The organism is Ruminococcus bromii (assembly GCF_928721825.1).
Lineage (GTDB): Bacteria > Bacillota > Clostridia > Oscillospirales > Acutalibacteraceae > Ruminococcoides > Ruminococcoides bromii.
The window spans coordinates 278,748-292,947 of record NZ_CAKMVP010000003.1; the positions used below are offsets into that span (position 1 = coordinate 278,748).

Below are 14,200 nucleotides of genomic sequence, written 5' to 3' on the forward strand. Positions count from 1 at the left end.
TACCATGACAGCAAATGTGCAATTTGGTGTCCTAAAAAGGAGTATGCTATGCTTTGTACAAGATGCGGAAAACGCCCTGCGGTTGTTTTCGTTTCAAATAACAATTCCAAAGATGCCCCGACAGCAGGTTATTGCCTTACCTGTGCAAAAGAGCTTGGAATCAAGCCGGTTGAGGATCTTATCAGCAAAATGGGTATCTCGGATGAGGACCTTGAAAATGTTCAGGATCAGATGAATACCCTCATGAACAGTATGGGTGACGGCGATATGTCGCAGCTTATGGAACAGCTTGGTGCGGATAACCTTGCTGAGCAGATGGGCGATTTTGCTAAAGACGGTGACGGCAGTGAGGATGATGACTTCTCTCACGGTGCACCTGCATTCCCTGCATTTTTCAACAGTATGTTCGGCGGACAGAACAACAATGCGACAAATCAGGATAATAATAAAAAGGGCAAAAAAGAGAAAAAAGAAAAGAACAGAAAGCACATCAATCTTTACTGTGAAGACCTCACACGCAAGGCGAGAGAGGGCAAAATCGACCGCATTGTCGGCAGAGACAGCGAGATTGAGCGTGTAATTCAGATTCTTTCAAGAAGAACAAAGAACAACCCTTGCCTAATCGGTGAACCCGGTGTAGGTAAAACCGCTATTGCAGAGGGGCTTGCTCTCCGCATTGCCGCAGAAAATGTTCCGCAAAGACTTAAAAACAAAGAAATTCAGCTTCTTGACCTCACCTCACTTGTTGCCGGTACTCAGTTCAGAGGTCAGTTTGAAAGCAGAATCAAAGGACTTGTTTCCGAAATAAAAGAGAACGGCAACATAATTCTCTTTATTGATGAGGTTCACAGCCTTGTCGGCACAGGTGACAACGAGGGTACAATGAATGCCGCAAATATCCTCAAACCGGCTCTTTCAAGGGGCGAGGTTCAGGTTATCGGTGCTACAACATTCAACGAATACAGAAAATATATCGAAAAGGATTCTGCTCTTGAAAGAAGATTTCAGCCTGTAAAGGTCGGCGAGCCTACAATCGCTCAGTCAATTGATGTTATCGCAGGCGTAAAAGGCTATTATGAGGCACATCACCGTGTAATTGTTGACGATGATATCGTTCGCAAGACGGTTATCCTTTCCGAAAGATACATAACAGACCGTTTTCTTCCCGACAAAGCAATCGACCTTCTTGATGAAAGCTGTGCCTGTGCCGCTCTCCGCAATAAAAACATGGAGCGTCACGATAAGCTTGAGGACGAAAGACAGAAGCTTCTTATCAGAAAGGACGCTCTTACAAATGCCGATGAGGTAAACTATGAACAGCTTGCCGAGGTCAACACAAGCCTTGCAAGAATTGACAGCGACCTTAAAGAAATTGACCCCGAAACTCTCGTTTCAAAGGTTACAGAAGAGGATATCGCCAAGGTAATCGAACTCTGGACAGGTATCCCCGCATCAAGAATCAAGGAAAATGAGCTTTCAAAGCTTGCCGACCTTGAGAACGAGCTTAAAAAGAAAATTATCGGTCAGGACGAGGCTGTAAAGGCTCTTGCATCTGCAATCAGAAGAAGCAGAGTTCAAATTTCACCTCGCCGCAGACCTGCATCGTTCATCTTTGTAGGTCCTACAGGTGTCGGTAAAACAGAGCTTGTAAAGGTTCTCAGCAAGGAACTTTTCGATACCCCCGAAACTCTTATCAGACTGGATATGAGTGAATTTATGGAGAAACATTCGGTTTCTAAAATTATCGGTTCACCGCCCGGATATGTCGGCTACGATGAGGCAGGACAGGTAACGGAGAAAGTTCGCCGCAGACCTTATTCGGTTCTCCTCTTTGATGAAATCGAAAAGGCTCATCCCGATGTTCTCAATATTTTGCTCCAAATTCTTGACGAGGGCAGAGTTACAGACGCTCACGGCAGAACAGTAAACTTTGAAAATACTGTTATCATTATGACCTCAAATGCCGGCTCTGCATCAAAGGACAGCGCATTGGGCTTTGGCAAGACTGAAGAAGATGCCTCAAAAGAAAAGGTTATGAAGGCACTTTCCGAGTTCCTCCGTCCCGAATTTATCGCAAGAGTAGACGAGGTTATCGTATTCAACAGCCTTAAAAAGGACGATTTTGTTAAGATTGCAGACCTTATGCTCTCTGAGTATGTTCCGACTCTTGAGGAAAAGCACATCAAATTCACATTTGACGAAAAGGTTTGTCAGCTCCTTGCAGAAAAGTCTTGCAACGGTGCAAGCGGCGCCCGTGACCTCAGAAACACAATTCGCAGAGAGGTTGAGGAGAAAATTGCTAACGCAATGATTGAGGCAGGCGCAGGCGGAGTTACTGCAATGCACCTCACAGCCGAAAACGGTGAGCCTGTTCTTCAGTCAATCTGATTTTCTTGCGGTAAAAGTTAATACATAAAAATTTCGCATATCGGGCAGTCATCACGATTGCCCGATTTTTTGTATGCAACATAATTCTATTAAAGAACAATCACGCACGGTGAGCAGCCGTACCCAATTCGTGTAGATAGTTTGTAATATCAAAAAACATATTATGTCCGAGCGTATTATTGTAGTTGTTCGCATAAATCTGTAGGGGCGGATATTATGTCAAGTGCAACATGGTAACCACCTGTGCAAGGACATGGTATACAAATTCACAGTCTTGAAATCTTGCGGTGAATACGCTTGCCGGATGACGAGTCATACTCAGCAATAACAAAATTGCGATAGCAAACAAGAAATGAATCATTGTTTGGATTAGGTCTGAATTGAACATAATCATTGATGAAAGTTTCACTAAGATATAATTGAAAATTCTGAAAACGGACATATCCCCACGAATTTACTTTTATGACTTTAAAGCCGGGTTCATATTCAAACGGCTCCACCTTGTCAGCAAAAATCCTTTCGCTGTGAGTATAGACATCGGCAGGACATTTGTTCCCAAGTGCTTCATGAGGTCGCAGGCAATTATACTTAGTTCGCCACTCTTGCAGAGCCTTGTCAGCGTAATCCAAGTTCTTGAATAGATTATGATTTAAAAGTTCTCTTTTCATACTGCCATGAAACCGTTCAATTTTTCCTTGTGTTTGCGGATGTTTAATTCTGCAATGTATGGGAAGAATGTCATTGTTCATAAGGAATTTTTCAAACATAGTAAATCCATGTTTAAAACCTGCAAACTGAGAACCATTGTCAGAAAGTACGCTTGATGGCATACCAAACTCATAAAAAGCTTGCTTAAAAGCGTTAATAACGACATTTTTAGTGTTAGGAAAGCATGCTATTTTGATTGAGTATCGTGAGCTGTCATCAAGAATAGTCAATGGATAGCAATAACGATTATCGGCAGTTAAAAACTCTCCCTTGAAATCAGTTTGCCACATATCATTGCAATGTTCTTTCTGAAAGCGTTTAAAAGGCTTTCTTTTGAGAGATTCCTCTTCAGATATGAGTTGGTGTTTATGAAGAATGTTAGTAATGGTTCTTGGACAAGGAATGTTTTTATACCCTTGATTTTCAAGAAAAATTTTAATTTTATCATCACCCCAACCCGGGTTATCGAAACGAACAGAAACGATTAATTCTTCAATGTCGTCAGGCGTTTTGTTAGGAGAACATAATGGTCTGCGTGACATATCAGTTAAGGGCAGTCCCTGTTTAAATCTATCAACCCACTTGCGACCAGTTTTGCGTGTGATTTCATATTTCCGACATAGAGCACTAAAATTATTTGTTTCTAATGCTTTTGTAACAAATTCTAATCTTTGTTTTTCCACAGTTTTACACTCCCACGGCATAAAAACAGCTCCTTCATTTGCTATTTTCTTGCCATTTATTTTATCATAAAACTGTATACTATGTCTTTGCACTGTTGTATACTATGTTACTACACTGCACATATTATCCGCCCGCTAGTAAAGACACAAACATTGTGATAGAAATAAACTATATAAATATCACAAAGTTACTGCTATTTTGTAGGGGAGAACCGTGTTCTCCCGTTCGTGTGTGTTGCACACGATTGCACGCATTGCGTGCAAAATTGAATACACAGTTTAAATGATATCAAAACATAATATATAAAATAAATATTCATCAAGAGGGTTTGTAAAAATTATAAAATATTATTGAACATACAATTTGTATCCTACACGAGAGAAAAAACACAAGAGAAAAAACGGCTGTGTAGCATAATGTACACAGCCGTCTTTTGAAAATAAAATGAAAGAAAGATTAACCTTTTACAGCACCTGAAACAACACCCTCGATGATGTATTTCTGACAGGCAAAGTAGAAAATAATAATTGGAACGATACTCAGAACGATAAGCGCCATAATAGCACTTGTGTCCGTATGACCGTAACTGCCGTTAAGATACTGAATATGAATCGGAATAGTTTTGTAATCCATATCAAGAATAAGATAGGGGAGAAGGTAGTCGTTCCAAATCCACATTGTTTCAAGGATTGCAACCGAAATAAAAGTAGGTTTCATAATCGGAAGAACAATACCGAAGAATGTTCTCAAAGGACCTGCTCCGTCAACATCTGCGGCTTCCTCAATTTCAACAGGAATTGATTTAACAAATCCCGAGAACATAAATACCGCAAGTCCTGCTCCAAATCCGAGGTATATAATCAAAATACCCCACGGAGTTGTAAGCTTGAGACTGTCGGCTGTCTTTGAGAGGGTAAACATTACCATCTGGAAAGGAATAACCATTGAGAAAATGCAGAAATAGTAGATGATTTTGCATATACGAGAATTTGAACGCTGCAAGTACCACGCACACATTGATGTGCAGAAAAGAATAAGCACAACACCGCCGATTGTAATGAAGAAGCTCCATACAATTGACTTCCAGAACGGATAGTTGCCGTGGAACATACCTGTCATATAGCTTTGAAAGCCCTGAAAACTGTCTGCATTCGGAAATTCAAAGATTGCACGGCTGATTGCCGCATTGCTCTTGAAGGAGTTCATCAGTACAATGAAAACGGGAGCAACATAGAATACTGACACAATAGAGAAGAGAATTGTTAAAATTTTCATTCCTACGGTTTGTTTTTTCTTTACAGGCCTATCCTTAGCCTTTGCTGCAACTTTTGCCATTACTGCTGAACCTCCTTTCTTCTTGTAAAGTAAAGCTGAATAAGGGCAATGATAACAACAATTACGAAGAAGATAACGCCCTCAGCCTGACCTACGCCACGAGAATTCTGGTTTGCATAGAATGTATTGTAAATATTGAGAGCCATCATTTCCGTCTGATAAACCATTGTACCGCTTCCCTGTGATACAATACCCGGAGCACCGCCTGTGAGGGCAAGGTTCTGGTCGAACAGCTTAAATGAGTTTGTAAGTGTAAGGAATGTGCAGATTGTGATGGAAGGCATCATCATCGGCAATGTTACATTTGTAAGCAACTGTTTTTTGCCTGCGCCGTCAATTTTAGCCGCCTCATAAAGATCATGAGGTACGCTCTGGAAACCGGCAATGTAAATAATCATCATATAACCTGCCTGTTGCCAGCACATAAGAATTACAAGTCCCCAGAAACCGTAGTTTGCGTTAAGCGCAAGGTTTGTTCCGTAATACTGAAGAATACCGTTAAAAATGTACTGCCAGATGTAGCCGAGAATGATACCGCCTACAAGGTTAGGAACAAAGAAAACAGTTCTGAATACATTTGATCCCCTGATTCCGAGCGTGAGTGCATACGCCACAAAAAACGCAATTAGGTTAATGAGTATAACAGATACTATAACAAACACAACTGTGAACCAGAATGAATGTAAAAAGCCCTCATTCTGAAAGGCCTTGACATAGTTTCCGAACCCGATGAATACTGCATCGCTTGTTGTTCTGAATTTACAGAACGAAAGGTAAATGCCGTTAAAGAACGGATATACAAAACCTATAAGGAAAGCAGCCAGAGTGGGAAGAACAAATATCAGAAAATAAATTTTTCTTTTAGGTTTTCTAAACATAATATTTTGCCTTTCCGTTCATAAGAAAGGGGAGCGGAATGCCGCCCCCCTACCGAACCTGTTAAATTAAAACAGAAATTTTACAATCAGCCGTTAGCCTTTGCATATTCTGTTTTCCAACCCTGTACAAATGCAGTCTTAACAGCATCCCAGTCGCCTGTACCTGCTGCATACTGTGTAAGAGCTGTGCCAACACCGTTTTTCCAATCTTCACTTGGCATTGTTGTGAAGTTCCAGCTTACAGGAGTTTTGCCTGCTGCTGTGAGTTCGTTATCAATCTTAACAAATACATTGGTTGCTTCCTTAGCATTCTTGAAAGGAATTACAAATCCCATATCGTCAGCAAGAGCAGATGTACCTGTTTTGTTTGTTACACACCAGTTCAAGAATTCAAGAGTAGCTGCCTGATCGTCAGCACTTGCCTTGTTGTTTACACACCAGTAGTTCTCTGAACCTGTGCAAAGACCCTGATTAGCTTCATCGCCTGCGCCGATGTAAATCGGGAGCATGCCGAGTTCGTCGTCCTTCATACCTGCCTTGGTAACTATTGAATATTCCCAGCTGCCGTTCTGGAAGAATACTGCTTCGCCTGATGTGAACTCAGTTTCAGCGTCTGTACCCTTCTTGCTTGCGAGGTCTGCAGGATCACATGTTGAATCTTTGATGTAGAGATCCCAGATGTTCTTATAGTTTTCAAGGTATTTACCCTCGATAGCGTCTGTTGATTTGATGCCCTTATCCTTGTACTCAAAGTAGATAGGAAGGTTAGCAAGGTGAGTTTTGAATCTCCAGTCAGATGAAGAATCCATACCTGCTGATGTGAACGCACCCTTAACGCCGAGCTTATCCTTATTCTTCTGGATTTCATCGGCTACAGTCTTTAACTTCTCAAAGCTGTTGATGTCTTCAATCTTCTTAACCGAAGCAAAGTCAGAATCGCAATACTTCTGGAGAAGAGTCTTGTTGTAGATAATGCCGTATGTTTCAATTACATAAGCAATACCGTAAACCTTGCCGTCCTCTTCAAGTGCATAATCCTTTGAAGTAAGCTGATTATAAATTTCTGATGAGCTGAGGTCTGCACAATAGTCTTTCCAGTTTGCAAGACCTACAGGACCGTTAACCTGGAAGAGTGTAGGAGCGTTGTCCTTGTCCATCTCTGCTGTAAGTGTTGACTCATAAGTACCCTCGGCAGCTGTCTTAACAGTTACCTCAACACCTGTTTCGTCCGTGTACTTCTTAGCAAGAGCCTGCCAATCCTTGTCCTGCTCAGGCTTAAAGTTAAGATAGTAAACTTTACCGTTTTTTGCGTTGCCTGCTGCATTTTTTGAATCATCTTTTGATGAACCTGATGATGAAGAACCGCCGCAGCCTGCAAGAGCAGTAGCAGTCATCATACCTGCAACTGCAAGAGCTGCAGCTCTTTTGATTGTTGATTTTTTCATAGCTTTCACCTTAATTAAAAATATTTATCCGCTAAACCCGGATATTGGCGAGAGAACAACATTCTGTGTTCTCTCTATTGCAACAATCATAACACACTATTTATGAAAATACAATAGATTTTTTTAAAAATTTTCTCTGTGATTAGTCAAAACGAAGGTATTAACCAAATGTAATTTCAAAATCAAACAAAAAACAACCGCATATTATCTGGGTTTTGTGACTTATTTGTCAAATAAGAAATATTAAAGCAACATTAAAGTTACAATATTGTAACCTGTCAAATATGGTCATTCTATTGAAAATGACAAGTGCTTTGTGCTAAAATTATGTCAAATTTGTTTTTTAAGAAGGTTAATTTAGCAATTATGAAAAATTTCAATCAATCATCACTTGCACGATTTTTTACCCGATTTCCTAAGCTGTTATTTGCGGGATTGATGTACTCAATTCCGTTTGCTGTATTTTCCGGAATATTCATTCTCATAAGCTTTCTGTCCGGATTCAACAATGTAATATTATGGAGCTTGGGAATAATTCCCGCAATGCCGTTCTATTCCGGACTTGTAATGGTAATCCGCAAAATTTCGGTTGAAAAAGAGGATGTAAATGTTTTCAAAACTTTTGTACAGGCATTTCGTGAAAATCTGAAAAAATCAATCTTCAACGGATTTGTCGCTTATTTAATAGTAGCGTGTTCGTTTTTTGCGATTCTCTACTACGGAACACTTGCTCAGACAGATATAGTTTACGGCTCTGTCTTTACCATATATATAGTATTCTCAATCGCAATGCTTATTATGCTGTTCTATGTACCGCTCCTAACAATTACCTATGACCTCAGACTTCGTGACATTTATAAAAATTCACTCTTGTTGATTTTCGGTAAAATTCTCAGAAATATTGTCGCACTTGTGCTTGTCGGCATAATTTCTTTTGCGGTCTTTCTCGCAGTAATCTATGCAAAGGGTGCAATGCTTGTTGTTGCAGTTGCTCTCTCGGTAATTTTCTACCCGATGATTACAACCTATATAATAGTATCGGTAATTGCAAAAGGAGTGCAGGAATCTGTCGGCTACTTCACTGGCGATAATGTGCAGTATGTCCTCACGGAAGAAGAAGTTCAGCGTGAAACCGAAGCAGTCGAAAACGCAAACTCCGATGACGACTACATCTTTGTCAACGGCAGAATGATTAAAAACCCGTCGAAAACGAATACAACAGAGTAATATTTTAGCACTTTGTAGAATGCATAGTGTTTTTACATCAAAATTAAAACCGCACCAAAGAGTCTGAAAACGGCTTTTTGATGCGGTTTTTGTCGTTGAACTAAAGAAGGTATATGCCCCGGACCTGATGATTTCATCCCATTCGACAGATATAGAAACTGTTGATATTATCCGCCTCTGAGTATTTGCTGCAGTCAAGGTATTAAGTAAATTTGGGTATATAAAAATAAAACAGTCGGCAACAAAAAAAGATACCGACTGATAAACACCCTAACATTTTTATTATAACATAACACAGATATTACTTCAATAGATTTTTTAAAAATAAAATTATAAATATTTTTAATAAAAGTGTTGACAATGTTGAAAACTAACTGTATAATATAGACAAAGAAAAGAACTTAAGGAGGTTTTAAAAATGAAAGCAAGAAAACCTTACTTCAAACAAATCAGAGATTATATGCGGAGCTTGCCACCTAACTCTACAGCCCGTGTATTCTAAGAGATGGTCTTCTAATTCTTATTTGTTTTGTCGGAAGAGCTGATTATTTTGATGTTATAAAACATATTTATTAAATTTTAATCACAAGAGCATTCCGAATTCGTCTTTAGCAATCTACATATTATGATTGAAATTCGTCCAATTAAGCGTTAAAGATTATCAAATTTAATACTCGGGAGAACGGAATTTTAATTATAACTTAATATATATGAAATCTTTAAATTGGTGGTTAGTCCAATGGAAGCTTAATCAGAATTTAGGTTAAGCAAAAATAATCCGAAACGGAGATAAGTCCAATGGAAGTAAAAACTAAAACCGATGGATGAACAGCTTATACAACAGCACACAGAGTAGTCTGAATTTAAAGAATGTAAGAGGCTGAATTTAGTAAGCAGTTCAAACGGAGCGTAAATTTGGAAACTTACAGTACAGAGTGAAACCGTAAATTTCAATCTGATTTCTAAAATTCTAAGAAAACTAAACTGTCAGGAGATTATTCCAATGAAATAAGAACTTGAAACAAATCTCACTTATTTGTTATGATTGGAGATATTCCGATGTATGCTTGAGATTTAAACCGGTATAAAGTCAAAATATAATCCAATACTTGGAATTGACAGTATTCGGTTACTGATATTGATTTGTTAAAAAGTTAATATAGGTCATAAATAAAGCATTGATTAGCAGTAATTATAATGTCGTGATGACATAGTGAATCTGCAGACAATAGGAGATTATTCCAATGAGAATTTAAGTCTTATGGTTTGATGATTGTATACATACTTAGGTGTGTAAACATAATTAGTCGAATTTAAAGCTAAAGGAGTTAATTCCAATAACTGTATAAGCCAAAGTTCCGAAATATTCCAATGGCTTGGTTTCAGGATAGGTGCAATTGAAATAAAAAAGTTGATAAGCTTTTTTAAGTGATTGTTGTGCCGATTGATATTATGAATTTAAACGGTTGAAAAACTTTTATATTCAAATTTAGGAACGGAGAAAAGTCCAATGTAATACTAAATTGTTAGTGTAAAGGACGAAAATCCGAAATTGGAGATGAGTCCAAAGGGCATATTAACGATACGATACCCTTCTGAAAATTGCTATTTATAAATCAACCAATTACAGAGGTGACTGCAACAGTGGTCACCTCTGTTTTGCATTTTGTCTGAGATAACTGTGTATAATAGAATAAGTGAATTTGCTGAATACAAAAATTATGGGGACAACATTTGCTGTCCCCATATCTATTTCAATTATAATTTTCTAATCAATACAATATTGATTACTCAATACCGAGAATTTCTTTACTTGCGATTACGAGCTTTTCACAAATTTCTGTTGCATCTGCTTTGTTCTTGCCGACTGAAGTTATATAGAGCTTAATTTTTGGCTCTGTGCCGCTTGGACGGATGATAACTGCATTGTCACCGGAAAGGTGAAGAGCAATAACATTGGACTTAGGAAGTTCAATGTCGGTAGCACTGCCGGTTGCGATCTCAGTTTCCTTTTTAAGAAGATAGTCGGAAACCTTAACAACATCGTAGCCTGCAATGCTCTTTGGTATGTTATCTCTTACAGCTGTCATAATATCAGCCATCTTCTGCATACCTGCGGCACCGTCAAACTCGAATGAGTATGTCTGATTGAGGTAGTAACCAAATTCTTCATAAAGACCGTCAATAACCTCGGCAAGTGACTTGCCCTGCTTCTTGTAGTAAGCAGCCATTTCGCAAACGAGCATTGACGCAACAACAGCATCCTTATCTCTTACATATGTGCCTGAAAGGTAGCCGTAGCTTTCTTCAAAACCGAAGAGATATCTGTTTTCTTCATGCTTTTTTTCAAGGTTTAGAATAACTTCACCAATGTATTTGAAACCTGTAAGAACATTCTTGAGTTCACAATCGTACTTTTCGCAAAGCTTGTTGATGAGTTTTGTTGTAACGATAGTTTTAACAACAACAGGCTTTTCGGGAAGCTTGCCGCTTGCTTTTTTGCAGGAAAGGATGTAGTTTGTCAACATTACGCCGTCTTCATTACCTGAAATAAGTCTGTAACTGCCGTCATAATCCTTAACTGCGATACCTACACGGTCTGCGTCAGGGTCGGTTGCAAGAAGAAGGTCAGGCTGTTCTTTTTCACAAAGCTCAAGACCTTTTGCAAGCGCCTCTTTAATCTCAGGGTTCGGATAAGGGCAAGTTGTAAAGTTGCCGTCGGGAAGTTCCTGTTCGGGAACAACAATAACATCTTTAACACCGATTTTGCCGAGAACCTTTCTTACAAGCTTGTTGCCTGTACCGTTAAGAGGTGTGTAGACAACCTTAAGGTCAGCACCCTCACAAATGCCGGGGTTGACCTGCTGTTCCATAACCTTTTCAAGGTATGTGTCATAAACGCTCTCATCAACATATTCAATCATACCGTTGTTAACGGCTTCATCAAAATCTGCAATTTTAACATCCTTGAACATATCAAGCTTTGAAATTTCGTCGTAAACTGTGTTAGCGGCAACATCGGTCATTTGACAGCCGTCCTCGCCATATGCCTTGTAGCCGTTGTATGCAGCAGGGTTGTGGCTTGCCGTAACCATAATACCTGCCTGACATTTAAAGTAACGAACGAGGTATGAGAGAACGGGAGTAGGCTGAAGCTCAGAAGTGATGTAAACCTTAATACCGTTAGCGGCAAGAACTCTGGCTGCCTCATTCATAAACAAATCTGCTTTAATTCTGCTGTCGTGAGAAATAGCAACAGAACCCTTGCCGTACTTTTTGAGAACATAATTGGCAAGTCCCTGTGTAGCCTGACGAACAACATAAATATTCATTCTGTTAGTACCTGCACCAATAATACCTCTAAGACCTGCAGTACCGAATTTTAAAGCTGTGTAGAAACGATCATAAATTTCATCTTCATTGTTTTTTATACTTTCAAGCTCAGCTGTAAGATCCTTGTCTTCAACAGCATTTTCGAGCCATTCGTTATAAAGTTTTTTAATATCCATGATTATGCCCCCAACTTAAAATATTCACAAAATTATAGTTAATATCTGTGACAAGCCATTCTTGCCTATCTTAATTCACTATACCATAAACTCTGAAAAAAAACAAGTTTTTTATTTTGTACATTTTACGGAATGTGTACTAAAAGCTGTGTGTTCTAAATTAAACTGTATAAAATTCTATTAACTGTATAATGAAATTGACTCATATTATTGGCTTTTCGTGATGAGGGACGGCGGTTATTCCGCAAAATCAACTGTGCTTTGCTTTTAATGTATATCTAAGAGTGCTGATTTTTGTTCTTTGTCAGAATTAAATTACGGCTCAACAAACGGCACATTAAAATACTCGGCAACAGATTTTGCAAGGTTTCTGCCGATTACATTGATGTTGTCCCTAATCCATTGAGCTTCTTCGGGATTATCGTGATATGCAACCTCAATCAATGCCGACGGTGATTTTGTCCGCCTTACTTCCGCAAGTGAGGTGGTGGGGATTATGTCAACATCGTTCGGTTCGGGATAAATATCTTTATAATTCTTTTGCAGAATTTCTGCAAAACGCTTGCCGTTACTGCCTGTCGGGTAGTAATAAATGTCAGCACCCGTGTATCTGCCTGCCGAACCCTCGGGAGCGGCATTGCTGTGAATTGCAAGGTGCAAATCGTGATTGCCCTTGTTTGAATCTGCAATTGCCTGATTCAGCGTCATATCGGGATCGTTTCGCTTGAAATCAATTCCGCTTGCTTTCAAATAAGGCTCCATGGCGTCCGCAATAAGATTCATATAATATTCTTCATTTCCTCCGTCAACATACGGATTATACTCCTGTAATGACGGTGAAAGGTAAACTGAAGGCATAAAATCTCTCCTAAATTTAATCTCTTATCATTTTATTCGCAAAACCCGTGCCGTTGACAAATAATTTTCTTTTCAAAATTCAATTTGTATTGTATAATGATTACATATGATTTTGGCGAAAATGTTTGCAAGTGTATGATATCACAATTATTATGTGTGAGCAGATTGTAACCGTAGGCAGAATGTCAAGCGTAGGGGCGGATATTGTTCATTTAAAGAACTATTATTTAATGCAAAAGCTTGCTTAATTACTTTATGAAATTATGAAACGGAGAAATTATTATGACTGATGAAATGAGAGCAAAAGTTGAGAAAGTTATGAAAAATCTTGAACGCAACAGGATGAAACCTTATTTTTGCGAAAACAGGGAAGAGGCGCAGGCACTTGTAAAAACACTCATTAAAAAGGGCGAAACAATTTCATGCGGCGGTTCAAAAACTCTTGACGAAACGGGAATTTATCAGATGATAAATTCGCCCGATTACAATTTTCTTGACCGTTCCGCACCCGGAATGACTCGTCCCGAGGTTGAAGAGGTTTACCGTCAGACTTTCAGGGCAGACACATTTTTTATGAGTACAAACGCTCTTACCGAAAATGGAGAGCTTTATAATGTTGACGGCAACTCAAACCGTGTTGCCGCACTTCTTTACGGTCCGAAAAGCGTTATCGTTGTATGCGGTATCAACAAAATCGTAAAGAATATTGACGAGGCAATCAAGAGAGTTAAAACAATTGCCGCTCCGCAGAATACAATCAGACTCGGCATTGAAACCCCCTGCGGAAAAACAGGCGAATGTGTTTCATTGAGAAAAGAAAATCCCGAACTCTGTGACGGATGCCACGGTGATACAAGAATCTGCTGTAACTATGTGGTATCTGCTCAGCAAAGACATATTGACAGAATTAAGGTTATTATCATCGGCGAAGAATACGGATATTGATTCTTTTAAAGAAAAAAGCCGCATCAAAAGATACGGCTTGGGAGAAATTCAGAATGTAATCATCTGCAATTGTTCTGACTTTTGTTCTGGCTGTTCTGCTGATTTTTATTCTGATTGTTGTTCTGATTCTTATTCTGGCTGTTCTGCTCGTTCTTGTTCTGATTGTTGTTCCGATTCTGATTGAAATTCATTTCAACACCTCCTTTACAAAACTATTATTAAC

General features: G+C 39.0%; 10 protein-coding genes. 3 read left to right on the forward strand and 7 right to left on the reverse strand.

The features are described from left to right. The first annotated feature begins 48 nt into the window (after positions 1 to 48). Entirely contained in the window at positions 49 to 2,388 is a 2,340-nt protein-coding gene (locus QDI94_RS01570) for an ATP-dependent Clp protease ATP-binding subunit (RefSeq protein ID WP_278866597.1), read from the forward strand. A gap of 266 nt (positions 2,389 to 2,654) precedes the next feature. Here the strand turns inward: QDI94_RS01570 and QDI94_RS01575 are convergent, their stop codons facing one another. From QDI94_RS01575 to QDI94_RS01590, 4 genes are all read right to left on the reverse strand, one after another. Next, positions 2,655 to 3,779 carry an IS481 family transposase gene (locus tag QDI94_RS01575; protein ID WP_278866599.1) on the reverse strand — a complete coding sequence of 375 codons (1,125 nt, stop codon included), beginning with the start codon at positions 3,777 to 3,779 and terminating at the stop codon, positions 2,655 to 2,657. Positions 3,780 to 4,236: 457 nt separating this feature from the next. Beyond that, on the reverse strand, positions 4,237 to 5,115 hold the full coding sequence (locus QDI94_RS01580) for a carbohydrate ABC transporter permease (protein ID WP_015524103.1): 879 nt from the start codon (positions 5,113 to 5,115) through the stop codon (positions 4,237 to 4,239). Continuing rightward, positions 5,115 to 5,993 (reverse strand): carbohydrate ABC transporter permease, encoded by an 879-nt coding sequence (locus QDI94_RS01585; protein WP_101029514.1) that lies wholly within the window; start codon positions 5,991 to 5,993, stop codon positions 5,115 to 5,117. Before QDI94_RS01585 ends, QDI94_RS01580 begins: the two co-directional genes overlap by 1 nt. Before the next feature lie 86 nt (positions 5,994 to 6,079). Next, positions 6,080 to 7,438 (reverse strand): ABC transporter substrate-binding protein, encoded by a 1,359-nt coding sequence (locus tag QDI94_RS01590; RefSeq protein ID WP_278866602.1) that lies wholly within the window; start codon positions 7,436 to 7,438, stop codon positions 6,080 to 6,082. 366 nt (positions 7,439 to 7,804) lie between these two features. Between QDI94_RS01590 and QDI94_RS01595 the strand changes: the two genes are divergently transcribed. Beyond that, positions 7,805 to 8,665, forward strand: coding sequence for a DUF624 domain-containing protein (locus QDI94_RS01595; protein WP_278866604.1), 861 nt, complete (start codon positions 7,805 to 7,807; stop codon positions 8,663 to 8,665). A 1,787-nt stretch (positions 8,666 to 10,452) separates the two neighbouring features. Here QDI94_RS01595 and QDI94_RS01600 read toward each other — a convergent pair. Both QDI94_RS01600 and QDI94_RS01605 read right to left on the reverse strand, forming a co-directional pair. Beyond that, complete coding sequence (locus QDI94_RS01600; RefSeq protein WP_278866606.1) at positions 10,453 to 12,174, reverse strand: phospho-sugar mutase; 1,722 nt, start codon at positions 12,172 to 12,174, stop codon at positions 10,453 to 10,455. Positions 12,175 to 12,489: 315 nt separating this feature from the next. Next, positions 12,490 to 13,032 (reverse strand): N-acetylmuramoyl-L-alanine amidase family protein, encoded by a 543-nt coding sequence (locus QDI94_RS01605; protein ID WP_278475930.1) that lies wholly within the window; start codon positions 13,030 to 13,032, stop codon positions 12,490 to 12,492. 282 nt (positions 13,033 to 13,314) lie between these two features. Between QDI94_RS01605 and QDI94_RS01610 the strand changes: the two genes are divergently transcribed. Then, entirely contained in the window at positions 13,315 to 13,977 is a 663-nt protein-coding gene (locus QDI94_RS01610) for a lactate utilization protein (RefSeq protein ID WP_278866608.1), read from the forward strand. A 59-nt stretch (positions 13,978 to 14,036) separates the two neighbouring features. Here QDI94_RS01610 and QDI94_RS01615 read toward each other — a convergent pair whose 3' ends face one another. Beyond that, positions 14,037 to 14,168 carry a hypothetical protein gene (locus QDI94_RS01615; protein WP_015524085.1) on the reverse strand — a complete coding sequence of 44 codons (132 nt, stop codon included), beginning with the start codon at positions 14,166 to 14,168 and terminating at the stop codon, positions 14,037 to 14,039. Positions 14,169 to 14,200: the final 32 nt, after the last annotated feature.